Origin of the sequence: Devosia sp. 1635 (assembly GCF_013185955.1) — a bacterium.
In the GTDB taxonomy this organism is placed as follows: Bacteria; Pseudomonadota; Alphaproteobacteria; order Rhizobiales; family Devosiaceae; genus Devosia.
Genome location: NZ_JABAOM010000002.1, coordinates 773226 through 795255, shown reverse-complemented (window position 1 = coordinate 795255; position 22030 = coordinate 773226). Strand labels below are relative to the sequence as shown.

The 22030-nt window shown below is 63.1% G+C and carries 21 protein-coding genes and 1 pseudogene; 13 read left to right on the top strand and 9 right to left on the bottom strand.

Features of this window, described 5'->3' with window-relative positions:
- Positions 1–29 precede the first annotated feature (29 nt).
- Positions 30–326 (top strand): UvrB/UvrC motif-containing protein, encoded by a 297-nt coding sequence (locus tag HRU92_RS10705; protein ID WP_127754020.1) that lies wholly within the window; start codon positions 30–32, stop codon positions 324–326.
- A gap of 13 nt (positions 327–339) precedes the next feature.
- Here HRU92_RS10705 and HRU92_RS10700 read toward each other — a convergent pair whose 3' ends face one another.
- Genes HRU92_RS10700 through HRU92_RS10685 form a run of 4 tightly spaced genes read right to left on the bottom strand, consistent with a single transcriptional unit; the run spans position 340 to position 3011 of the window.
- Positions 340–603, bottom strand: coding sequence for a Txe/YoeB family addiction module toxin (locus HRU92_RS10700; RefSeq protein ID WP_172124196.1), 264 nt, complete (start codon positions 601–603; stop codon positions 340–342).
- Entirely contained in the window at positions 600–854 is a 255-nt protein-coding gene (locus HRU92_RS10695) for a type II toxin-antitoxin system Phd/YefM family antitoxin (RefSeq protein WP_172124194.1), read from the bottom strand. The genes HRU92_RS10700 and HRU92_RS10695 overlap by 4 nt, the downstream gene beginning before the upstream one ends.
- Before the next feature lie 49 nt (positions 855–903).
- A complete protein-coding gene (locus HRU92_RS10690; protein ID WP_172124192.1) occupies positions 904–1293 on the bottom strand; it encodes a MerR family transcriptional regulator in 390 nt (129 codons plus the stop codon).
- A complete protein-coding gene (locus tag HRU92_RS10685) occupies positions 1290–3011 on the bottom strand; it encodes a long-chain fatty acid--CoA ligase (RefSeq protein WP_172124190.1) in 1722 nt (573 codons plus the stop codon). The genes HRU92_RS10690 and HRU92_RS10685 overlap by 4 nt, the downstream gene beginning before the upstream one ends.
- 243 nt (positions 3012–3254) lie before the next feature.
- Here HRU92_RS10685 and HRU92_RS10680 point away from each other — a divergent pair, with 243 nt between their 5' ends.
- The 10 genes from HRU92_RS10680 to ykgO all read left to right on the top strand — a co-directional run bounded on the left by HRU92_RS10680 (position 3255) and on the right by ykgO (position 15301).
- Positions 3255–5714 carry an acyl-CoA dehydrogenase gene (locus HRU92_RS10680; protein ID WP_173088131.1) on the top strand — a complete coding sequence of 820 codons (2460 nt, stop codon included), beginning with the start codon at positions 3255–3257 and terminating at the stop codon, positions 5712–5714.
- Positions 5711–7693, top strand: coding sequence for a 3-hydroxyacyl-CoA dehydrogenase NAD-binding domain-containing protein (locus HRU92_RS10675; protein ID WP_248307067.1), 1983 nt, complete (start codon positions 5711–5713; stop codon positions 7691–7693). The genes HRU92_RS10680 and HRU92_RS10675 overlap by 4 nt, the downstream gene beginning before the upstream one ends.
- A 21-nt stretch (positions 7694–7714) precedes the next feature.
- Entirely contained in the window at positions 7715–8998 is a 1284-nt protein-coding gene (locus HRU92_RS10670; protein WP_172124186.1) for an acetyl-CoA C-acetyltransferase, read from the top strand.
- The gene (locus tag HRU92_RS10665) at positions 8995–9153 is read left to right on the top strand and encodes a hypothetical protein (protein ID WP_164854869.1); all 159 of its coding nucleotides are present in this window, start codon (positions 8995–8997) and stop codon (positions 9151–9153) included. Before HRU92_RS10670 ends, HRU92_RS10665 begins: the two co-directional genes overlap by 4 nt.
- Before the next feature lie 255 nt (positions 9154–9408).
- Positions 9409–11025: a peptide ABC transporter substrate-binding protein gene (locus HRU92_RS10660; RefSeq protein ID WP_172124184.1), complete on the top strand. Its 1617-nt coding sequence runs from the start codon at positions 9409–9411 to the stop codon at positions 11023–11025.
- A 90-nt stretch (positions 11026–11115) separates the two neighbouring features.
- Complete coding sequence (locus tag HRU92_RS10655; RefSeq protein ID WP_172124182.1) at positions 11116–12039, top strand: ABC transporter permease subunit; 924 nt, start codon at positions 11116–11118, stop codon at positions 12037–12039.
- Positions 12039–12953: an ABC transporter permease subunit gene (locus HRU92_RS10650; protein ID WP_127754011.1), complete on the top strand. Its 915-nt coding sequence runs from the start codon at positions 12039–12041 to the stop codon at positions 12951–12953. The genes HRU92_RS10655 and HRU92_RS10650 overlap by 1 nt, the downstream gene beginning before the upstream one ends.
- Positions 12954–13000: 47 nt before the next feature.
- Positions 13001–13984 carry an ABC transporter ATP-binding protein gene (locus HRU92_RS10645; RefSeq protein WP_172124180.1) on the top strand — a complete coding sequence of 328 codons (984 nt, stop codon included), beginning with the start codon at positions 13001–13003 and terminating at the stop codon, positions 13982–13984.
- A complete protein-coding gene (locus HRU92_RS10640; RefSeq protein WP_172124178.1) occupies positions 13984–15003 on the top strand; it encodes a dipeptide ABC transporter ATP-binding protein in 1020 nt (339 codons plus the stop codon). Before HRU92_RS10645 ends, HRU92_RS10640 begins: the two co-directional genes overlap by 1 nt.
- A 172-nt stretch (positions 15004–15175) precedes the next feature.
- Positions 15176–15301 (top strand): type B 50S ribosomal protein L36, encoded by a 126-nt coding sequence (ykgO, locus tag HRU92_RS10635; RefSeq protein WP_046139985.1) that lies wholly within the window; start codon positions 15176–15178, stop codon positions 15299–15301.
- A gap of 87 nt (positions 15302–15388) precedes the next feature.
- Here ykgO and HRU92_RS10630 read toward each other — a convergent pair whose 3' ends face one another.
- Positions 15389–16045, bottom strand: a complete 657-nt coding sequence (locus tag HRU92_RS10630; protein ID WP_172124176.1) for a glutathione S-transferase family protein — start codon at positions 16043–16045, stop codon at positions 15389–15391.
- Positions 16046–16275: 230 nt separating this feature from the next.
- Between HRU92_RS10630 and corA the strand changes: the two genes are divergently transcribed.
- A complete protein-coding gene (corA, locus tag HRU92_RS10625) occupies positions 16276–17247 on the top strand; it encodes a magnesium/cobalt transporter CorA (RefSeq protein ID WP_172124174.1) in 972 nt (323 codons plus the stop codon).
- A gap of 39 nt (positions 17248–17286) precedes the next feature.
- On the opposite strand, the pseudogene HRU92_RS20540 reads toward corA, so the two are convergent.
- From HRU92_RS20540 to HRU92_RS10610, 3 genes and pseudogenes are all read right to left on the bottom strand, one after another.
- Positions 17287–17406: pseudogene (locus HRU92_RS20540) on the bottom strand (winged helix-turn-helix transcriptional regulator); the annotation flags it as partial.
- A gap of 52 nt (positions 17407–17458) precedes the next feature.
- Positions 17459–18895: a pyruvate kinase gene (gene pyk, locus HRU92_RS10615; RefSeq protein WP_127754006.1), complete on the bottom strand. Its 1437-nt coding sequence runs from the start codon at positions 18893–18895 to the stop codon at positions 17459–17461.
- A 20-nt stretch (positions 18896–18915) separates the two neighbouring features.
- Entirely contained in the window at positions 18916–19536 is a 621-nt protein-coding gene (locus tag HRU92_RS10610) for a DUF1036 domain-containing protein (RefSeq protein ID WP_248307066.1), read from the bottom strand.
- 222 nt (positions 19537–19758) lie between these two features.
- On the opposite strand from HRU92_RS10610, the gene HRU92_RS10605 reads away from it, so the two are divergent.
- Entirely contained in the window at positions 19759–20019 is a 261-nt protein-coding gene (locus tag HRU92_RS10605) for a DUF2312 domain-containing protein (RefSeq protein WP_127754004.1), read from the top strand.
- Positions 20020–20068: 49 nt separating this feature from the next.
- Here HRU92_RS10605 and dxs read toward each other — a convergent pair whose 3' ends face one another.
- On the bottom strand, positions 20069–22006 hold the full coding sequence (gene dxs, locus HRU92_RS10600; RefSeq protein ID WP_127754003.1) for a 1-deoxy-D-xylulose-5-phosphate synthase: 1938 nt from the start codon (positions 22004–22006) through the stop codon (positions 20069–20071).
- Positions 22007–22030: the final 24 nt, after the last annotated feature.

Below are 22030 nucleotides of genomic sequence, written 5' to 3'. Positions count from 1 at the left end.
CAGTGCGTGGCAGAAAAGGGCGGAAAAACATGTCATCACGATCCAATCACCAGCGGCTGTTGGCGCTGGAAGCGCAGATGCAGGCGGCAGCGGAAGCGATGGACTTCGAGGAAGCCGCTCGGCTGCGCAATGAGATTGCCCGGCTCAAGGGAGAGGGTGGTGCTCCGGGCGAGGAGGGCGAGGGCACGGTGACCGTGGGCCAGCCGCCGCCAGGCGCGATGGGCCTCGGGACGCATGTGCCGGTGCGCCAGCCACCCAAAGGCTGGGTGAAGCCGAAAAAGCCGGATCTCTTGACCAAGAACGTCAAGCCGCGGGGCGGGAGTTAGCGGCGCCAGATCGTCAGCGCCGGTCGTAGTGGATGCGGCACTGGTTGATCCACAAGACGGCGGCCTCGACGCGGTAGACCAGCCGGTGCTCCTGGGTGACGCGGCGTGACCACCAGCCCTTGTAGTTGCCCTTTAGGGGCTCGGGTTTGCCGATGCCTGAAAATGGCGAGCGGCGGCAATCTTTGATCAGCTCGTTGACCTTGGCCAGCGTATCTGGATCATTGGCCTGCCAATACTGATAGTCATCCCAACCAGGCTCGGTGAAGAGGAGCCTCATTCAGGCCAGTCGGCACTGATGCCGCGGCCCGCTTCGAAATCGGCATTCCCCTGGGCCAGCCGATCGGCATTAGCCTGGGTGCTGGAAAGGTGAATAGTTTCCTTCCAGGATTCAAATTCCTCCAGTGACATGACCACGACCGGCGGCTTGCCGCCGTTGCGGGTGACGATCAAGGGCTCGAGGTCGGTTACCACTGCATCGATGTCAGCGGCGATGTTTTTGCGGAAGTCGGAAATGGATTTGGTGCGCATGGGGCTTCTCCTTGCCATTAATGTACGCACTTACGTACAAAAATTCAACTCAGCGCTTGTGCAGCCGCTCCTCGGCTAGTTGCTTGATTTCACGCAGTTCGGCGATGGTGAGTTCGAGGTCGGCGCGTTGTTGTTCGAGGGAGCCGAGGCGTTGCTCGACCTTGCCGGCGAGCAGGTGGAGCTGCTCGTTGCGGTCGGCGTCGTAGAGGCTGAGATAGTCGGAGATATCGCGCAGGGAAAAGCCGAGGCGCTTGCCGCGCAGGATCAGGATCAGGCGGGCCCGGTCGCGACGGCGGAAGATGCGGGCAGCGCCCACGCGTTCGGGCGCGAGCAGGCCCTTGGCTTCGTAGAAGCGGATGGCGCGCGTTGAAATGCCGAATTCGCGCGCCAGATCGGCGATGGCGAAGAGATCGCGGTTTTCCGGTTCGGCGCGGTTCATTTGCTCGCCGACCCCGGATGGCTTTTGGCGTATTCGGCGCGCAGCTCCTTCTTGGAAAGCTTGCCGATCAGGGTCTTGGGCAATTCATCCTTGAAGATGATCTCGCGCGGCAGCTCGATCTTGTTGAGCCTATCGGTGAGGAAGTGCTTGAGCTCGGCTTCGGTCGCGGTTTGGCCGGACTGGAGCTTGACGAAGGCGACGGGCGCTTCGCCGCGATAGGGGTCGGGGGCGCCGATGACGCTGGTTTCCTCGACCGCGGGATGAGTGAGCAGGGCTTCCTCGATGACGCGCGGATACACATTGAAGCCCGAGCAGATGATGAGGTCCTTGATGCGGTCCACAAGGAACACATAGCCGTCTTCATCGATATGGCCGACATCGCCGGTGCGCAGCCAGCCATCGCTGAAGGCCTGCGCGTCCGCTTCGGGGTCATTGTAGTAGCCGACCATGACCTGGGGGCCCTTGACCTGCAATTCACCATCGACCCCGATGCCCACGACCTCGCCGCTATCGACATCGACAAAGCGGATATCGGTGGCGGGCAGCGGCATGCCGATGCTCATGGGCTTGGAGGGAACGCGCAGCGCGGCGCAGCACACGACGGGGGAGGCCTCTGTGAGGCCGTAGCCTTCGGCCAGGAGGGCCTTGGACTTGGTGGAAAATTGCGCGCGCACTTCGTTGCTGAGCGGGGCGCCGCCGGAAATGGCGACCTGCAGGCTTGCCAGCTGTTCGGGCTTGACGGCGGAGGAGCGCCCGAGGGCCGCCAGCAGCGTCGGTACCGCGGGCAGGACATTGGCCTTGGTGCGGGTGAAGAGGTCCAGCAGCGCCTTTAGCTCGAAGCGGGGCAGCATGATGACGGGGGTGCCGTTGCACAGGGGCACGTTCATGCAGGCCGTCATGGCGAAGATGTGGAAAAAGGGCAGGACGGCCACGACCTTGGAGGGCGGGTAGAAGAGCTCGCAGCCCCATTTGTCGATCTGGCTCATATTGGCCGAGATATTGGCATGGGTCAGGAGTGCGCCCTTGGGCAGGCCGGTGGTGCCGCCGGTATATTGCTGGACGGCGATGTCGCGCTCTGGGTCAATGACCACGGCGTCCGGGGTTTCGCGGCGGGCGAGCAGCTTGTTGAGCGTGGTGATGCGATCGCGCGCGGGGGAGCGCTTGAGGTCGGCAAGGTCCTTGCGCTTCGCGACCGAATAGAGGACGCGCTTGGCGAGGGGCAGCGCTTCGGGGAAGTGGCAGACGACCAGCGATTTGACGTGGCCCGATGCGGCGAGGGCCTCGGCCTTGTCAAAGATCTGCTTGAGATCGAGCGTGATCATCAGCTCGGCGCCCGCATTGGCCATGATGTGGCTGAGCTCGGGGACGGTATAAAGCGGGTTGCAGTTGACCACGGTGCCGCCGGCGCGCAGCACGGCGTAATAGGCGATGGGATAAAAGGGCGTGTTGGGCAGCATCAGCGCGACGCGGCTGCCCTTGCCAATGCCGAACTGGTGCTGCAGCGCGCCGGCCAGAGCGATGATGCTTTTGGCCAGTTCGCCGAAACTGGTGGTGCCCCCGAGGAAATCGAGCGCGACGGCCGAGGGGTTCTTGGCGCAGCCGGCCAGCACCTGTTCATGGACGGGGCGCGTATCGATGGTGATATCCCAGCGGATGCCCTCGGGATAATTGGCAATCCAGGGGCGAAGCGGTCCCGGCTCGGGATTGACCATATCCATTGCTGTTCTCCTCCTGCCGTCCCGCGGGTGCGTGCCCGCTTGCGGGTAGGCGCGCCCTTTCGGGGCGCCTGTTTGCCGGCAGTTTATCCCATGGGTTTACGTTAGCGTCAAACAATTGCCCGGGTTTTTGAAGGCTGCAGCGCTGGCGCTCTACGCAAGGGGCGCGGAGTTGACGTTTACGTAAGGCTGGTTAGAGTGGTTAGGTGCCCGATGGTTGCGGGTGTGCCTCAAGGAGATGTTGCCGTGGCGTTGTTGCTGATTGTGCTGTCCCTGGTCGCCATCGCCGTGCTGGCCATCCGCGAGGCGCCGCTCTGGCAGTGGGGCGTGGCGGCCCTCGTGATCGGGCTGATGTCGGGCATCGATCTCGAAGTCGGTTATCGGCTGACGGGCGCGGGGCTCGTGCTGGCGCTGCTGCCCGGGATCGTGCTGCTGCTGTTAAGCCTGGCGCCGATCCGCAAGGCGGTGGTGATGCGCCCGCTTTATGGGGTGGTCAAATCCATGTTGCCGCGCGTGTCGCGTACCGAGCAGGAAGCGCTCGATGCCGGCACGGTTGGCTGGGATGCGGAGCTGTTTTCGGGGCGGCCGGACTGGAGCAAGCTGACGGCGATCCGCCCGCTGACCCTCAGCGCGGAAGAGCAGGCGTTTCTGGACGGGCCCACCGAGCAGGTGTGCTCGATGATCAATGACTGGGAAGCGCGGCATAATCTGGCTGATCTGTCGCCCGAGGTGTGGCAGTTCCTCAAGGACAACCGCTTCTTTGGCATGCTGATCGCCAAGGAGCATGGGGGGCTCGGATTTTCGGCACAGGCGCAATCGATGATCGTGTCCAAGATCGCCAGCCGCTCGGTGGCGGCGGGGATCACGGTGATGGTGCCCAATTCGCTGGGGCCAGGCGAGTTGCTGGAAAAATACGGCACATCAGAGCAAAAGGAGCGCTATCTCAAGCGGCTCGCGACCGGCCTCGAAGTGCCGTGCTTTGCGCTGACGGGCGTGCATTCGGGGTCCGATGCCGGCGGGATGCGCGATATCGGTGTTGTCACCAAGGGAATGTATGAAGGGCGCGAAGTGCTGGGGGTGCGCCTGTCCTGGGACAAGCGCTATATTACGCTCGCGCCCGTGGCGACGCTGCTGGGCCTCGCCTTCATCCTCAAGGACCCCGAGAACCTGCTGGGGAAGGGCGAGCATATCGGCATCACGCTGGCGCTAGTGCCCTCTGATCACCCCGGGGTGGAGATCGGGCGGCGCCATTATCCCTCGCGGCAAGCCTTCATGAACGGCCCCACCACGGGCAAGGACGTGTTTATTCCGCTCGATTACCTGATCGGGGGCACGGCCTATGCCGGGCAGGGCTGGCGCATGCTGATGGAATGCCTGTCCACCGGGCGGGCGATCTCGCTGCCGGCGATCGGCACGATCTCGATCAAGCAGAGCCTGCGGGTGACCTCCGCCTATGCGCGGATCCGGCGCCAGTTCGGCATGCCGGTGGGGATGATGGAAGGGGTGGCCGAGCCGCTGGGGCGGATGGTCAAGAACGCCTATGTCTATGAAGCTTCGCGGCGGCTGACAGCCTCCATGGTGGATGAAGGCCAGCGGCCGGCGGTGATTTCGGCGCTGCTGAAATATCGGACCACCGAGGCGATGCGCGACACCATCGATGATGCCTTCGATATCCACGGGGGCCGGGCGATCCAGGACGGGCCGAGCAACTATTTGTTTGGCGCCTATATGGCGACGCCGGTCGCCATCACCGTCGAAGGGGCCAATATCCTCACCCGTACGCTGATGACCTTTGCCCAGGGCGTGCTGCGGGCGCACCCGTTCCTTTATCGCGAAATCCAGGCGGTGCAGAACCCGGACAAGGCGCATGGGCTGGAGCAGTTCGACCAGGCTTTTGGCGGGCATACGCGCTTCATGCTGCGCAATATCGTAGCGAGTTTCCTGCATGGCTTGACGGGCGGCTCCTTTGCTTCGAGCCCAGCCGAGCATGAGGCGGGTCGCTGGTATCGGCAGCTGCATCGCTACAGCCAGTGCTTCGCGCTGGTGGCTGACTGGATCACGGTGTCGCTGGGTGGCGCGCTCAAGGCCAGGCAGCAGCTGTCGGGCCGCATGGCTGATATTTTGAGCGAGCTTTACCTGATGTCAGCGGTGCTCAAGCGCTTCGAGGATGAGGGGCGGCTGGCCGAAGATCGGGAACTGGTGGATGCCATCATGGCGGATCGCATTGCTGCCCTTGAGGGCAAATTCGGCGAGGTATTCGCCAATTTCCCCAATAGGGTCATGGCTAATGCGATGCGGGTATTGTGCTTTCCGCTGGGGTGGCATGCCCGCCCGGCAGCGGATCGGGTGAACAACCGGTATGCCCGCGCCGTGCTGCAGCCCGGCCAGTTCCGCGACCGCATGACCACGGGCGCCTATGTGTCGATGGACCCCGATGATGTCACGGGCGTGCTGGAAGATGCGCTGCTTAAGGTCACCGAGGCCGAGGAGATCGAGGCGCGGTTCGTCAAGGCCGCCCGCAAGGGGGTGATCGAGCGCCGGCTCGACCGCGACGCCATTGCCGATGCGGTAGCGGCGGGCGTTCTCAACGACAATGAAGCGGGTATCATGCGTGCAGCCGACGCGGCGACGGAACGCGCGGTGCGGGTTGATGATTTCGATCCCGACAAATTGGCAGCGGAACCGGCGCGGAGGGCAGCGGAATGATCGAAGAGCTGATGGACACCCCCATCCTGCCCTTTGAGGGCGTGACGGGCTCGTGGCGCTTCCACAAGGATGTGGAAGATATCGGCTGGCTGACCATCGATAGCCCCGATGCGCCAGTTAATACGCTCAGCACCGCGGCGATCCTCGAGCTTGAAGAGCTGATCGGGCGCATCGAGGGGATGGCCGACAGGCGCGAACTCGTGGGCGTGGTGCTGCTGTCGGGCAAGGATAGCGGCTTTATCGCCGGCGCCGATGTGCGCGAATTCGACAAGATGGACCTGGCGCTGCTGCCAGACGCGCTGCGGCAGGCCCATAAACTGTTTGACCGGATCGAGAACCTCAAGATTCCGGTGGTCGCGGGCATTCACGGCTTTTGCCTTGGCGGCGGCCTGGAGCTGGCGCTGGCCTGCCACTACCGGATCGCGGTCAAGGACGAGAAAACCAAGCTCGGCTTTCCCGAGGTCAATCTGGGGATTTTTCCGGGTTTTGGTGGAACCGGCCGCTCGATCCGGCAGGCCGGGCCGGTGGATGCCATGAACCTGATGCTCACCGGCAAGATGCTGCGGGCGGGCCCAGCGCGCGGGCTGGGGCTCGTCGACAAGCTGGTGCGCCATCGCGACAATCTGCGCTGGGAAGGGCGCAAGGCCGTGCTGCAAAAGCGCCGGTCCACTGTGGCGCCGATCGCCAAGACAATCATGGCGATGGGGCCGATCCGCGGCTATGTGGCAGACAAGATGCGCCAGAAGGTCGGCAAGAAGGCCAAGCGCGAGCATTACCCGGCGCCCTATGGGCTGATCGAGCTGTTTGAAGAACACGGCAATGACTGGCGCGCGATGATTGCGGGCGAGGTGCCGGCCTTTGTGCCGCTGATGGGTTCGACCACGGCGACCAATCTGCGCCGGGTGTTCTTTTTGTCCGAGGGGCTCAAGAAGCAGGCAGCCAAGGGGCAGCAGTTCCGGCGCGTGCATGTGATCGGGGCCGGGGTGATGGGCGGGGATATTGCCGCCTGGTGCGCGCTGCGCGGCATGAGCGTGACGCTGCAGGACCTCGACATGAATCGGATCAAGCCGGCGCTGGAGCGGGGCAAGGCGCTGTTCAAGAAGCGGCTGAAGAAACGCTTCGAGGTGGATACCGCCATGTTGCGGCTGCAGGCCGATCCCGATGGCAAGGGCGTGGCGCGGGCCGATGTGGTAATCGAGGCGGTGGTGGAGGATCTGGCGATCAAGCGGCAGATTTTTGCCGAGCTCGAGACCGAGATCAAGCCGGGGGCAATCCTGGCGACCAATACCTCATCGATCGAGCTGGAGCGGATTGCGGAGGGGCTGAGCGATCCATCCCGGCTGATCGGGCTGCATTTCTTCAATCCGGTGGCGCAACTGCCGCTGGTCGAGGTGATCCGCTCGCGCTTCAACAGCGACGAGGAGATCGGCAAGGGTGCGGGTTTTGCGGTGGCGATCGGCAAGTCGCCGGTGGTGGTGAAATCGGCGCCGGGCTTTCTCGTGAACCGGGTGCTGATGCCTTATATGCTGGGCGCGGTGGAGCGGGTGGAAGCGGGGGAAAGCCCCGAACTGCTCGATGCCGCGGCCGTGGCCTTCGGCATGCCGATGGGGCCGATCGAACTCATGGATACGGTGGGGCTCGATGTCGGCCAGTCGGTGGCGACGGAGCTGGGGCATGCCGTGCCCGAGGGGTCGCGCTTTGCCGAACTGGTGCGGCGCGGCAAGCTTGGGCGCAAAAGCGGGCAGGGTTTTTACAAGTGGAGCGACGGCAAGGCGCAAAAGGGTGAAACCCCGGCCCATGCCGATCTCGCAGGTTTGGGGCGTGAACTGGTCCGCCCGCTGGTCGATACTACCGAAGTTGTGCTGGCTGAGGGCGTGGTCGCCAATGCGGATCTGGCCGATATCGGGGTGATTTTGGGCACCGGCTTTGCGCCGTTCCTGGGCGGGCCGCTGCAGGCGCGCCGGGATGGGAAGGCGTGATGGCGCTGTTTGGAGAGCAAGATGACTGAACTGCGCAAAGTCGCGATTGTGGGGTCGGCGCGGATCCCGTTTGCGCGGGGGAACACGGCCTATAGCGAGCAAACCAATCTTTCGATGCTGGCGGCGGCACTGGGTGGTCTCGCCGACAAGTTCGGGCTCAAGGGGCAAAAGATCGACGAGGTGATTGGGGGGGCGGTGATCAGTCATAGCCGCGATTTCAACCTCGCCCGCGAAGCCTTGCTCGATGCAGGTTTGTCACCGCGCACGCCCGGCACGACAATGCAGATTGCCTGCGGCACGAGCCTGCAGGCAGCGCTCAGCCTTGGGGCCAAGATCGCGACCGGCGAGATTGACAGCGCCATTGCGGCCGGTGCCGACAGCGTCAGCGACAGCCCGGTGGTTTTTGGGGACAAGTTCCAGCACCGGATGATCGATCTCAACAAGGCGCGCACCACGCGCGACAAGCTCGGTGTGTTCAAGGGGTTCTCGCTCGGGGAGCTGACGCCGGTGGCCCCTTCGACGCAGGAGCCGCGTACGGGGCTGTCGATGGGGCAGCATTGCGAGCTGATGGCGCGCGAATGGGGCATCACCCGGCGGGCGCAGGATGAGTGGGCGGTCGACAGCCACCGCAAGGCCGCGGCTGCCTATGACGAAGGTTTCCACGACGATCTGCTGGTGCCCTGCGCGGGGCTCGACCGCGACAACAATGTGCGGGCTGATGCCAATCTCGCCAAGATGGCGGATCTCAAGCCGGCTTTCGACAAGAGTTCGGGCCATGGCACGCTGACGGCAGCCAACTCGACGCCTCTGACCGACGGGGCGGCAGCGGTGCTGCTGGCGAGCGAAGACTGGGCGCGCGAGCGCGGGCTGCCGGTGCTCGCGTATCTGACTGCCGGGCGGGTGGCGGGCAATGACTTTGCCCATGGTGAGGGCCTGCTGATGGCGCCGACCATTGCCGTGTCCGAGATGCTGGCGCGCAAGGGGCTGGGCTTCGCCGATTTCGACCTGTTCGAGCTGCACGAGGCCTTTGCCGCGCAGGTGTTGTGCACGCTCAAGGCCTGGAACGATCCCGATTATTGCCGGCGCGAGCTGGGCCGCGAGGAGGTGCTGGGGCCGATCGATCCCGAGCGGATCAACCTCAAGGGGTCGAGCATCGCTTATGGGCATCCCTTTGCGGCAACGGGCGCGCGCATTCTGGGGCTGACGGCCAAGATGTTGGCCGAAGGGCAGGGGCAGCGGGCCCTGCTGTCGGTCTGCACGGCAGGTGGACAGGGCGTGGCGGCGATTGTGGAGCGGGCGGCGTGAAGGACAATGTGGTCAAGTTTCGCCGGATCGAGAAAAAGCCGGAACAGCCCCCGCGCAAACGGCGAGAGCCGCCAGCCTGGCTGCCTTTTGCACTGCTGATCGTTGTGGCGCTCGCCATATATGGAGTGCAGCGCTCAGGTATTCTCGGCGGCTAGTTCTGCACTATTTTGCGAAAATTGTAATGTTGCAGCGCCTCTGCATGGCCGGGAGGGGCGTTTACTGGCGCCTATATTGTGCAAGCCGTGGTTACGTTGACGCATAGGTCAAGGTTTTGCTTGTCAGTGGGCGGAAAGGCGGTTTACCGTCCAGAAAATGACCGGCAGGTCAAAACTGCCGGTAAACAAGGCAACCGCGGCAAAGCGGGCACACAAGAATCGACATCAGGACTTCCACAAGGAGATGGGACGAGCATGAAATTCGCGCAAACTCTTAAGGCTGTGTCAGTAGCGAGCGCCATGGCGCTGCTGATGAGCAGCGCGGCCTCCGCTGTTACGCTCAACATGATGAACGGCTCCGAGCCCGGCTCGCTCGACCCGCACAAGGCCTCGGGCGACTGGGAAAACCGGATCATCGGCGACTATATCGAAGGCCTGATGGCTGAAGACGCCAATGCCGATGCCATTCCCGGCCAGGCCGAAAGCTATACGGTTTCCGAAGACGGGCTGGTTTATACCTTCAAGCTGCGCGACGGCATTCAGTGGAGCGACGGCGAGCCGGTAACGGCAGAAGACTTTGTGTTTGCCTTCCAGCGCTTGTTCAATCCCGCCACCGCCTCGGAATATGCCTATCTGCAGTTCCCCATCAAGAATGGCTCGGAACTGGCAGAAGGGGCGATCACCGATTTCAATGAACTGGGCGTCAAGGCGCTCGACGACAAGACCGTCGAGATCACGCTTGAAGGCCCGACGCCCTATTTCCTCCAGGCGCTGACCCACTACACCGCTTATCCCATTCCCAAGCATGTGGTCGACAAGGTCGGCGATGCATGGACGGCGCCCGAGAACATCGTCGGCAATGGTCCCTACAAGATCACTGAATGGGTGCCCGGCTCCTATGTGAAGTCGGTCAAGTCGGAGACCTATTACGATGCTGCCAATGTGCAGATCGATGAGGTCAACTATTTCGTGCAGGATGACCTGGCCGCGGCCCTCGCGCGCTATCGTGCCGGCGAATACGACATCCTCGTTGATATCCCGGCTGACCAGGCCGAGTGGATCAAGACCAACCTGCCCGGGCAGGACTTCTTCGCCCCGTTCCTGGGCGTTTATTACTATGTGATCAACCAGGAAAAAGCGCCCTTCGACAATGCCGAGGTGCGCAAGGCCATGTCGATGGCGATCAATCGCGACGTGATCGGCCCCGATGTGCTGGGCACGGGCGAATTGCCCGCTTATGGCTGGGTGCCGGAAGGCACGGCGAACTATGAAGGCGTCGAGCCCTATCAGCCTGAATGGATCGACCTGCCTTATGAAGAGCGCGTGGCGCAAGCCAAGGCGATCATGGAAGGGCTGGGCTACAACGCCTCCAACCCGCTGCCGGTCCAGCTCAAGTACAACACCAATGACAACCACCAGCGCGTGGCCGTCGCCATCTCCTCCATGTGGGAGCAGATCGGGATCAAGACCGAGCTCTTCAACTCCGAAACCGCCGTGCACTATGACGCGCTGCGCGCCGGGGACTTCCAGGTCGGCCGTGCCGGCTGGCTGCTCGATTATTCCGATCCGTCCAACACGCTGGAGCTCTTGACCACCGGCATCATGCAGGATGGCCAGATGAACTGGGGCAACAACTATGGCCGTTATTCCAACCCCGAGTTCGATGCGCTGGTGAAGTCGGCCGCTGCCGAGTCTGACTTGGCCGCTCGCGCCAAGATGCTGGGCGACGCCGAAAAGATCGCCATGGATGAAACCGGTGCGATCCCGATCTACTGGTATATCGCCCAGAACGTCGTGACGCCCTCGATCACCGGCTTTGTCAACAATGCCAAGGACATCCACCGTACGCGCTGGCTGACCAAGGCCGAATAACACTAGGGCCGGCGCCGCCCCGAGCGGCGCCGGCATCCTCCGCCTCGAGCGCACCGCGGTGCTGCTGCGGGGGACCAGAAAGGTTCACCCATGTTCGGATTTGCTTTGCGGCGCGTGCTGTCGGCTTTGCCGGTAGCGCTGATCGCCGTGACGGCGTGTTTTTTCATTTTGCGGCTGGCCCCCGGGGGGCCCTTCGACGGGGAGCGCGCGCTGCCGCCCCAGACCCTGGCCAATCTGCGGGCGCATTACAACCTCGACCAGCCGCTGATCAGCCAGTATTTCATCTATATCGGCCGGCTGCTGCAGGGCGATTTCGGCCCCTCGATGGTCTACAACGACTTCACCGTGTCGCAGATGCTGTGGATCGGTTTGCCCTTCACGCTGATGCTGGGTTTCACTGCCTTTATCATCGGCACGGTGGTGGGGCTGATCGCGGGCGCGATCTCTGCGGTGAACCAGAACAAGTGGCCCGACTACCTGCTGGTGATGCTGGTAATGGTGGGGCTCGTCGTGCCCAATTTCCTGATCGGCAGCATCTTGCAGTTGGTGTTCGGGGTGTATCTGGGCTGGTTGCCGGCGGGCGGCTGGCAGAACGGCTCGATCGCCCATCTGGTGCTGCCCGTGGCGGTGCTGGTGTTGCCGCATGCCGGGCGCACGGCGCGGCTGATGCGCGGCTCGATGATCGAAGTGCTGGGCACCAATTATGTACGCACCGCGCGCTCCAAGGGCTTGGGTACGCGGCTGATCCTGGCGCGGCACGCCATCAAGCCGGCGCTCTTGCCCGTCGTGTCCTATCTGGGGCCGGGGCTGAGCTATCTGCTGACCGGCTCGCTGGTCGTGGAACAGATCTTCGCGCTGCCGGGGATCGGCAAATATTTCATCAGCGCCGCGCTCAACCGCGACTATGGCCTCGTGCTGGGAACGACCATTTTGTACATGTTTATTATTCTGGCCGTGAACCTCGTGGTTGACCTGCTTTATGCCTGGCTTGACCCCAAGGTGAGGTTGCGCTGATGGCCGGCATCACAGGCAAGGACGCCATTCTTTCCGACTATGCCAAGGCGCTGGAGGACGGCCCCAAGGGGCGGTCGCTGACGCAGGATGCGATGCGGCGCCTCGTGCGCAACAAGGCCGCGGTGGTGTCGATCTTCTTGATCGGCTTCATCATCCTCTTCGCCTTTGTCGGCCCGTATCTGCTGCCCTGGACCTATGACAAGATCGACTGGAGCGCGATCAGGAAGCCCCCCAATTTCGAGAACGGGCACTTCGCGGGGACCGACCAGAACGGGCGCGACATGCTGGCCCGTATCATGCAGGGCACGCAGATGAGCCTGATCGTGGCCGGCGTTGCTACGCTGGTTTCGGTGGTGATCGGGGTGATCTATGGCGCGGTCGCCGGCTATTTCGGCGGCAAGGTCGACGCGGTAATGATGCGCTTTGTCGATATCATGTACGCGCTGCCCTATATCCTCTTCGTCATCATTCTCGTGGTGATCTTCGGGCGCAATCCCGTGCTGCTGTTTGTGGGTATCGGGTGCCTGGAATGGCTGACCATGGCGCGGATCGTGCGCGGCCAGACCATGTCGATCAAGGAGCGCGAGTTCGTTGAGGCGGCGCGGGCGGGCGGGGCCAAGCCCTGGACCATCATCATGCGCCATATCGTGCCCAATCTGACCGGGCCGGTGGTGATCTATGCGACGCTGACCGTGCCCGAGATCATCCTCACGGAGAGTTTCCTTTCCTATCTGGGGCTGGGGGTGCAAGAGCCGCAGACATCGCTTGGAACGTTGATCTCGTTCGGCTCGCCCGTGGCGGAAACGCTGCCCTGGATGCTGATCGGCCCGGCGGTGGTGCTGGTCACCCTCCTGCTTTGCCTCACCTATATCGGGGATGGCCTGCGCGATGCGCTGGACCCCAAGGATCGCTAAGCGCTGCCCGGCTTCGTGCCGGGCGCGCCAGAAAGGCCCTGTTTGAAATGAAGCACGTACTCGACGTCCAGGATATGTCGGTCACCTTCGCGCTGCACGAAAGCGAAGTCCAGGCGGTGCGCGAGGTGAATTTTACCCTCGCGCGGGGTGAAACGCTGGCTGTGGTGGGGGAAAGCGGCTCGGGCAAGAGCCAGGCCTTTCTGTCGATCATGGGCCTGTTGGCCAAGAACGGGCGCGCGTCTGGGCGCGCTATAATGGGTGATGTGGACCTGCTGGCGCTGGGACCCAATGAGCTCGACCGCTATCGCGGCCGGGACATCGCGATGATCTTTCAGGATCCCATGACCTCACTCAACCCGACGCTGCGCATCCGCACGCAGCTGGCCGAGGTGTTGGTCAAGCATCGCGGGTTCGAGCAGAAGGCCGCCACCCGCGCCACCGTCGACATGCTTGAGCGCGTCGGGATTCCTGAACCGGCCAAGCGCGCCAACAGCTTTCCCCATGAGCTGTCGGGCGGAATGCGGCAGCGCGTGATGATCGCCATGGCGCTGCTGTGCCAGCCTAAGATCCTGATCGCCGATGAGCCGACCACGGCGCTCGACGTGACGGTGCAGGCGCAGATGCTGGAGCTGTTCAAGACGCTGACCGAGGATTTCGGCACGTCGCTGGTGCTGATCACCCATGACCTGGGAGTCGTTGCCGGGGTCGCCGACCGCATGATGGTGATGTATGGCGGCCGGGCGGTGGAAAAGGGCACGGTGGACGATTTGTTCTACCATCCGCGCCATCCCTATACGCTGGGGCTGCTGCATTCGACGCCCCATATCGCCAAGCGCGCCGAGCGGCTCGACCCGATTCAGGGGCTGCCGCCAAGTCTGGAGAACCTGCCCAAGGGCTGTTCGTTCAATCCGCGCTGCGCGTTCTGCTTTGACCGGTGCCTCGAAGAGCGCCCGCCGCTGATGGACACCGGCAATGGGCGCGAGAAAGCCTGCTTTTATGAAGGCCCGATGGCCTATGGAAAGGTCGCCTGATGGACCAGACCCCGATCAACCTGCTCGAGATCAAGGATCTCAAAAAGACCTTCTCCATTTCCGTCGGCCTGTTCAGCCGCAAGCTGACGCTGACGGCGCTCGAGAACATCAACTTTTCCATCCGCAAGGGCGAGACCCTTGGCATTGTGGGGGAAAGCGGCTGCGGCAAGTCAACGCTCGGGCGCTGCATCCTGCAGCTGATTGCGCCGGACGAGGGGCAGGTGCTGTGGCTGGGGCAGGATCTGACCCGGGTGCCGGCGGAGGAGATGCGCAAGCGCCGGCAGGACCTGCAGATCATCTTCCAGGATCCGCTGGCATCGCTTAATCCGCGCATGACTGTGGGCGACATCATCGCCGATCCCTTGCGCACCTTGCGGCCCGAGCTCAACAAGGCCGAGCGGCGGGCCCGCGTGCTCAAGATCATGGCCGCGGTGGGTTTGTTGCCCGAGATGATCAACCGCTATCCGCACGAGTTTTCGGGCGGGCAGGCCCAGCGCATCGGCATTGCCCGGGCGCTGATCACCGAGCCCAAGCTCATTGTCTGCGACGAGCCGGTTTCGGCGCTGGATGTGTCGATCCAGGCGCAGATCCTCAACCTGCTCGCCGAGCTCAAGGACGAGTTCGGGCTGACCCTGATCTTCATCTCGCACAATCTGAGCGTCGTCCGGCATGTGTCCGACCGCATCCTTGTGCTCTATCTTGGGCGAATCGTGGAGCTGGCGACGGGCGACGAGATCTATGAGGATCCCAAGCACCCCTATACGCGGGCGCTGCTGACGGCCGTGCCCATTCCGGACCCCAAATTGGCGCGGCAACGCAATGTGGATGCCCTGCGGGGGGAAATCCCCTCACCGATCAATCCGCCTTCAGGCTGCCCGTTCCGCACCCGCTGTCGCTTCGCCAAGCCTTATTGCGCGGAAAAGCGGCCAGTGCTCGAAACCATCGAGGATGGGCGGCTCGTTGCCTGCCATCGCTGGCGCGAGATCGGGGTGCCCGAGGATGCGGTGCTGGGGCACTAGGCTCAAGGGAATCGGCGCCTCGGCTTGCCGAGCTTGCCGGGGTGCGCAAAGCGGTGAAAAGAGGGTGAAAACTCTGCTTGTGCCGCGTTGACAGGGCAGGGGGAAATCCCTATGAATGCCCGCAAGTTCCGGGCGCCTAGGCGCCCCTTTTGTTTGACCCGAGGATATCAAGATGAAAGTCCGCAACTCGCTGAAGGCGTTGATGACTCGCCACCGCGCGAACAAGCTCGTCCGCCGTCGCGGCCGCGTTTACATCATCAACAAGGTGGACAAGCGCTTCAAGGCCCGCCAGGGCTAAGATCTGCTTGCTCATGCAAGTTTCTGCAAAGCCCGCCTTGTGCGGGCTTTGTTGTTTTTGGGCTGTGGACCGAAAACAGCCCCGGCGTCAGGTTGAGGGCTGGCTTGCGGTGAAGACGGCGAGCTGGGCGGCAAAGGCGCGCCGATAAGCCGGTCGCTCCTGGGCGCGGGCGAGATAGCAGCAGAGATCGGGATAATCCTCGAGGATGCCGGCTCCGCTCAAGCGCAGCAGCACATGCACCAGCATCAGATCGGCGGCGCTGAAGGCGCCATCAAGCCAGTCCTTGGGGCCCAGAAAGGCAGCAAGCTGGCGCAGCCGGTGGTGGATGCGATCCTTCACCAGCGGTAGGCGCTGCTGCGACCAGCTCTCGTTGCGTTCAAGGAGTTCGGCGACTTCGAGCTCGACGATGGGCGGCTCGACCGTTGAGAGGGCCGCAAACATCCAGGTGATGGCGCGGGAGCGGGCGCCCGGTTCCTCGGGCAAGAGGAGGCCGGGATGCTGCTCGGCGATGTGCAGGACGATGGCCCCCGATTCGAACAGGGTGAGCGTGCCCTCCTCGTAGGTCGGGATCTGTCCGAAGGGATGGAGGGCCAGATGGGCGGGCGCGCGCATTTGCGCGAAGGACACCAGGCGCACTTGGTAGGGCTGGCCCACTTCCTCGAGCGCCCAGCGCACGCGCATGTCGCGAGCGAGGCCCGCACCTTGGTCAGGAGAATCGGCAAAGGCGGTGATGGTGGGGATCATGGCAGGCCGGGACCGGGTTGAGGACGCGCTAGATAGGCACGGAGCGTAATTGGCCGGACGGATGGGGACAACATGCCTCTCCCTTGCTGGTGGCCTCCAAGGACGCAGCAGGCGCCTGCCGGACGACAATGATGCTCGCGCGGCAGGAGCGCTTCGAGGCGCCGTTCGTTTCACCCTCGAGCAGGCACTGGTTTGTCCGTTAAGCTCACCACCCAGAACGAGGAGCTGCCATGCTGCGCATCTATACCCGGACCCAGGATCGGCTGGTGCCCTTTGAAAGCGGGCACACCGGCGTCGTGCCGATCTGGCTCGACCTGATCAGCCCGAGTGACACGGACGTGCAGGAGGTCGAGCGGCTGCTGGCCGTTGACGTGCCCAGCCGAGCCGAGATGGAGGAAATTGAGCTCTCGGCCCGGCTTTATATGGAAGATGGCGCGATTTTCATGACCCTCACGGGTCTGGCGCATCTGGACACGGAAACGCCGATCAAGACGCCGATCACCTTCATCCTCAAGAACAATTCCCTGGTCACTGTCCGTTACGCCGAGCCCACACCTTTCCTGGCCTACACCAACCGGGCGCAGCGGGCGAAGGGGGCAGTGCACGGCTCGGGCGAGGAAATCATGCTCGGGCTCATCGAAGCGATGATTGACCGCACGGCGGACGCGCTGGAGCGGATTGGCAACGAGACCGACAATTTGTCCCACGAGGTGTTCAACACCACCAAGGCCAAGGCCAACAAGAAGACGCGCAGCCTCGAAAAGGTTATTTCCCAGATCGGGCAGAAGGCCGAGCTGCTGACGATGATCCAGGAAAGCCTGGTGAGCATGTCGCGGCTCGTGACCTATTATTCGGCAGTCGAGGACACGTCCGACGACAAGGAAAGCCGCTATCTGGTTCGACTGATCCAACGCGATGCCACTTCGCTGGGCGAGCATGCACGGGCATCGTCGGCCCGGCTGGACTTTTTGCTCAATGCGACGCTGGGCATGATCAATCTCGAGCAGAACCAGATCATCAAGATCTTCTCGGTGGCTGCCGTGGTGTTCCTGCCGCCAACCCTGGTGGCGTCGATCTATGGCATGAACTACGAGCATATGCCCGAACTCCATTGGCAGCTGGGCTATCCCTGGGCGATTGGGCTGATGGTGCTGTCGGCCTTGCTGCCGTTCCTGTATTTCAAGCGCAAGGGTTGGCTTTAGGGTTTTAGGGAACGCCAGATGTTCAGGGCGCCTGGCTTCGGCCCATTGCAGCAGCGCGTCGAGGGCGGGGCAAAGCGACTGGCTCCACGCTGTTAGCCCGTATTCGACCTTGGGTGGCACCTGGTGGTGCACGAGCTTGGTGACGATGCGGTCGACCTTAAAAGAAAAGCCCGCCAAATGGCGGGCTTTGTTGTGGTGCCGTGTCGCGCGCTTAGCTGGAGCCGGCGCCGTCCTGGCGGACAAAGGCGATGCGCAGCATATTGGTGGCGCCGGGCGTGCCCAGGGGAATGCCGGCGGTGATGGCGATACGGTCGCCAGGGCGGGCAAAGCCTTCCTGGTAGGCGATGATGCAGGCGCGATCGACCATGTCTTCAAGGCTCGCGGCGTCTTCGGTTTGCACGCAATGTACGCCCCAACAGATCGACATGCGCCGGATGGTGCGCTGATTGGGCGAGAGAAGAATGATGGGCTTGGAGGGCCGCTCGCGGGCCGCCCGGATGCCGGTGGAGCCCGAGGCGGTGTAGGTGACGATCGCCGCGAGATCGAGGGTTTCGGCGACCTGGCGGGTAGCAGCCGAGATCGCGTCGGCGGCGGTTGCCTCCGGTTCGGTCTGGGCGGCGCGGATGATGCCGCGGTAATTGGCGTCGCTTTCCACTGCCACCGCGACCTTGTTCATGGTCGCGACCGCTTCCACCGGGTACTGGCCCGAGGCGGATTCGGCCGAGAGCATGATCGCGTCGGCGCCCTCGAACACGGCAATCGACACGTCCGAGACTTCGGCGCGGGTCGGCACGGGCGAGGTGATCATCGATTCCAGCATCTGCGTCGCGACCACCACGGGCTTGCCGTAGCGACGGCACATGCGGATCATTCGCTTTTGCAGGCCCGGTACGGTTTCAAGCGGCAGCTCGACGCCCAGATCGCCGCGCGCGACCATGATGGCGTCGCACAGCTTGATGATTTCCTCGAGGCGATCGATGGCCTGGGGCTTTTCGATCTTGGCCATGACGCCCGCGCGGCCCTGGACAATCTTGCGGACATCGATGATGTCCTCGGGGCGCTGCACAAAGGACAGAGCGATCCAGTCGGCCTCGGCCTTGAGGCCTTCGAGCAGGTCCTTGTGGTCCTTCTCGGTCAGGGCGCCAGTGGGCAGCAGCGTATCGGGCAGGGACACGCCCTTTTTGTCCGACAGCTTGCCGCCATAGACGACTTCGGTTTCGATGGCACCGTCGCCAACCTTGGTGGCGCGCAGCTGGAGCTTGCCATCATCGAGCAGCAGGCGGTCGCCCACCGAAACGCTTTCGATGATTTCCGGGTGGGGCAGGTAAACGCGCTCGACGGTGCCGGGCGTATCGGAGCTATCAAGGATGAATTTCTGGCCGGCGGTCAGCTGGATGCTGCCTTCGGCGAACTTCCACACGCGCAGCTTGGGACCCTGCAGGTCGACCAAAACGCCAAGCGGGTGGTTTAGGGTTTTTTCGACGTTGCGAATGCGCGCCACGGTCTGGTGCAGCACTTCGTGGCTGGCGTGGCTCATATTGATGCGGAACACATCGGCGCCGGCGCGCGCCAGTTCCTCGATCATCTTTTCGTCGTGGCTGGCGGGCCCGAGGGTCGCCACGATCTTCACACGTCGCATACGTCTCATAGCTTGTCCGTTCGGTTAAACTACTGGTTCGCCGGCGGAGGATCCGTCGGCGCCGGGTCCGAAGCCGGGGGCGCATCCGGGGGCGGGACCGAATTGGCGGCAGGTGAACCTGGGGAGGCCGCCGGCGCATCGATGGTCACGTCATCCGGATCAACCACAAGGGCCGGGTCTTCCAGATTTTCCTGGCTGTCCGGGCCCACCACATCGGGAGCGCCCATGTTTTCAGTCAGCTGCAAGGTCCAGTCCGTCTGGTTCTGGGTATCGATTTCAAAGAACCCGGTGCGCTCATAGCCCCGGGCGAGGCAATCCTCAACCCCGAATATCGTGAAGGTTTCGTCACGCGTGCACATGAAGACCGCGCCGTCCCAGGCGCCGCCGCCAATATCATCAACAGCATAGATGTAATAAAAGCGCCGCTCGAGATCGCCTTGGTAAAGTACCCGGCAATCGCCGGACGGGGCCTGCCACCAGCCTTCGCTCATCCAGCCGCGCTCAGCCCGGTATCCAATCGCCACGGACACCAGATTGGCGGTTTCGTTGCAGATGCGCAGATCGGCGCGAGCCGGTGCGGAAAACAGCAGGAAGCTGGAAACCAGCGCGCCGACAAGCGTCAAGCTAAGGCGAAAGAGGTACAAGAGCATGCCGGAATACATCGGAGGACCGTTGGTGTTTGAGCGTATGGTGACCAATAGGTCAATGCATAAACAAGCCTTTGGGCGGAAATAGGCCGGGTATTGCAGAGCAATGCTCCGGCCTGCAGTGGCGTGCGGCCCAGGGACGCAGGTGTGGATTGGCGGCGAAAGCGCTTGAACCCGAACCTGTGCTGCTGTTTGAAGCAGGGTTAAAGCGAGAAGGATGTTTTTATGGCCGAAGATAGTGTTGCCCAGGACCAGCTCCGGGCGTTCGTCGAGCGCATCGAACGCATGGAAGAAGAGAAGGCAGCCATCGCCGCCGACATCAAGGAAATCTATGCCGAGGCCAAGGGGAATGGCTTTGACGTCAAGATCCTGCGGCAGATCGTTCGCATCCGCAAACAGGATGCCAATGAGCGCATGGAGCAGGAAGCCCTGCTGGAGCTTTACATGAGCGCGCTGGGCATGGTGGCGGCACCGCCGGAAGACTGAGGCCAGAACCGGCCCGCCGCCGAGCTTGTCGGCGGCAGGGCCCGATCCATCACCGAATTGCCATAGACCCGATAGCCGCCGCCATGGCGGCTTCGTCATATCCAAGAGCCCGAAGTGCTGCAGTGACGATGCCGGTGCGGTCAAGGCCGGCATCGGCATACATATCAGCCTGAGTGGCGTGTTCCACGAAACGATCGGGGATCATCAGCGGGCGGAAGCGCAGCTTGCCATCGAGCAGGCCATTGCTGGCGAGGAAGGTGGCGACATGGCTGCCAAAGCCGCCGATCGAGCCTTCTTCCAGCGTCAGCATCACATCATGGCTTTGAGCGAGCTGCGTGACGAGTTCCTCGTCTAGCGGCTTCATGAACCGCGCATCGGCAACGGTCGGGTTGAGCCCCAGGGCGGCGAGGCGGTCGGCAGCGGCCAGAGCTTCAGCCAGGCGCGTGCCCCATGAGAGAATGGCGATGGTGCTGCCGGGGCGAACAATACGACCCTTGCCAATGGGCAGGATGATGCCGCGCTCGGGCATATCGACGCCCACCCCATCGCCGCGCGGATAGCGGAAAGCAATCGGGCCGGAGTCATAAGCCACGGCCGTTGCAACCATGTGCTTGAGTTCGGCTTCGTCGGCGGCGGCCATCTGCACGATGCCGGGAATGGCGCCGAGATAGGCGGCGTCGTAATTGCCGGCATGGGTGGGACCATCGGCGCCGACATAGCCGGCACGATCGATAGCGAAGCGCACCGGCAGGCCCTGGATGGCCACGTCATGGACCACCTGGTCATAGGCGCGCTGCAGGAAGGTCGAATAGATCGCGCAGAACGGGCGCATGCCTTCGGTGGCGAGGCCCGCCGCAAAGGTTACAGCGTGCTGCTCGGCGATGCCGACATCAAAGATGCGGCTGGGATAGATTTCGGCAAACTTGTCGAGCCCTGTGCCGGACGGCATGGCGGCGGTAACCGCAACAATGCTGGGATCCTCGGCGGCTTCCTGGATCAGGGATTGGGCAAAAACATTGGTGTAGGACGGCGCATTGGAGGGCGCCTTGGCCTGGGCGCCAGTGATCACGTTGAACTTGGACACGCCGTGATATTTGTCGGCGGCGTCCTCGGCGGGCGCGTAGCCCTTGCCCTTCTTGGTGACGACGTGAATGAGGATCGGGCCTTCATCGGCATCGCGCACATTTTCGAGGACGGGCAGGAGGTGATCGAGATTATGCCCGTCGATCGGGCCCACATAGTAAAAGCCGAGTTCCTCAAAAAGCGTGCCGCCAGTCAGCATGCCGCGCGCAAATTCCTCGGTGCGGCGCGCGGGCTCGTGCAGGAACGAAGGGAGCTTTTTGGCGATGGTCTTGGCCGCTTCGCGGGCACCGCGATAAAGCGGGCCGGACACGAGGCGAGCGAGATAGGCGCTCATGGCCCCGGTGGGCGGGGCGATCGACATGTCGTTGTCGTTGAGAATGACGATCAGGCGGGCATCCATGGCGCCCGCATTGTTCATGGCTTCATAAGCCATGCCCGCGGACATCGAGCCATCACCGATCACGGCCACGACATTGCGCTTGGTGCCCTGAAGATCGCTGGCGACAGCCATGCCAAGGCCGGCAGAAATCGAGGTGGAGGAATGCCCGGCCCCAAAGGGATCATAGGGGCTTTCGGCGCGGCGGGTGAACCCGGACAGGCCACTGCGCTGGCGCAGGGTGCGGATGCGATCGCGGCGGCCGGTCAGAACCTTATGGGGATAAGCCTGGTGGCCGACATCCCAGATCAGTCGATCATGGGGCGTGTCGAACACGGCATGGAGGGCGACTGTGAGTTCGATGACGCCAAGGGCGGAACCCAGATGACCACCAGTCACCGAAACGGCGTCAATGACTTCGGCGCGCAACTCATCGGCAAGCTGACGCAAATCCTCGCGGGGCAGGGCGCGGAGTTCGGCGGGGGTTTGAACGGTATCGAGCAGGGGCGTCGATGGCTTATCGGCCAATGCTGGCTTCCTTTGCCGAACTAA

What these genes read in the sequence shown, in the direction of transcription:
- HRU92_RS10705 (WP_127754020.1), top strand. Translation starts at nt 30, where the DNA reads ATGTCATCACGATCCAATCACCAGCGGCTGTTGGCGCTGGAAGCGCAG.
- HRU92_RS10700 (WP_172124196.1), bottom strand. Translation starts at nt 603, where the DNA reads ATGAGGCTCCTCTTCACCGAGCCTGGTTGGGATGACTATCAGTATTGG.
- HRU92_RS10695 (WP_172124194.1), bottom strand. Translation starts at nt 854, where the DNA reads ATGCGCACCAAATCCATTTCCGACTTCCGCAAAAACATCGCCGCTGAC.
- HRU92_RS10690 (WP_172124192.1), bottom strand. Translation starts at nt 1,293, where the DNA reads ATGAACCGCGCCGAACCGGAAAACCGCGATCTCTTCGCCATCGCCGAT.
- HRU92_RS10685 (WP_172124190.1), bottom strand. Translation starts at nt 3,011, where the DNA reads ATGGATATGGTCAATCCCGAGCCGGGACCGCTTCGCCCCTGGATTGCC.
- HRU92_RS10675 (WP_248307067.1), top strand. Translation starts at nt 5,711, where the DNA reads ATGATCGAAGAGCTGATGGACACCCCCATCCTGCCCTTTGAGGGCGTG.
- HRU92_RS10670 (WP_172124186.1), top strand. Translation starts at nt 7,715, where the DNA reads ATGACTGAACTGCGCAAAGTCGCGATTGTGGGGTCGGCGCGGATCCCG.
- HRU92_RS10660 (WP_172124184.1), top strand. Translation starts at nt 9,409, where the DNA reads ATGAAATTCGCGCAAACTCTTAAGGCTGTGTCAGTAGCGAGCGCCATG.
- HRU92_RS10655 (WP_172124182.1), top strand. Translation starts at nt 11,116, where the DNA reads ATGTTCGGATTTGCTTTGCGGCGCGTGCTGTCGGCTTTGCCGGTAGCG.
- HRU92_RS10650 (WP_127754011.1), top strand. Translation starts at nt 12,039, where the DNA reads ATGGCCGGCATCACAGGCAAGGACGCCATTCTTTCCGACTATGCCAAG.
- HRU92_RS10645 (WP_172124180.1), top strand. Translation starts at nt 13,001, where the DNA reads ATGAAGCACGTACTCGACGTCCAGGATATGTCGGTCACCTTCGCGCTG.
- HRU92_RS10640 (WP_172124178.1), top strand. Translation starts at nt 13,984, where the DNA reads ATGGACCAGACCCCGATCAACCTGCTCGAGATCAAGGATCTCAAAAAG.
- ykgO (WP_046139985.1), top strand. Translation starts at nt 15,176, where the DNA reads ATGAAAGTCCGCAACTCGCTGAAGGCGTTGATGACTCGCCACCGCGCG.
- HRU92_RS10630 (WP_172124176.1), bottom strand. Translation starts at nt 16,045, where the DNA reads ATGATCCCCACCATCACCGCCTTTGCCGATTCTCCTGACCAAGGTGCG.
- corA (WP_172124174.1), top strand. Translation starts at nt 16,276, where the DNA reads ATGCTGCGCATCTATACCCGGACCCAGGATCGGCTGGTGCCCTTTGAA.
- pyk (WP_127754006.1), bottom strand. Translation starts at nt 18,895, where the DNA reads ATGAGACGTATGCGACGTGTGAAGATCGTGGCGACCCTCGGGCCCGCC.
- HRU92_RS10610 (WP_248307066.1), bottom strand. Translation starts at nt 19,536, where the DNA reads ATGCTCTTGTACCTCTTTCGCCTTAGCTTGACGCTTGTCGGCGCGCTG.
- HRU92_RS10605 (WP_127754004.1), top strand. Translation starts at nt 19,759, where the DNA reads ATGGCCGAAGATAGTGTTGCCCAGGACCAGCTCCGGGCGTTCGTCGAG.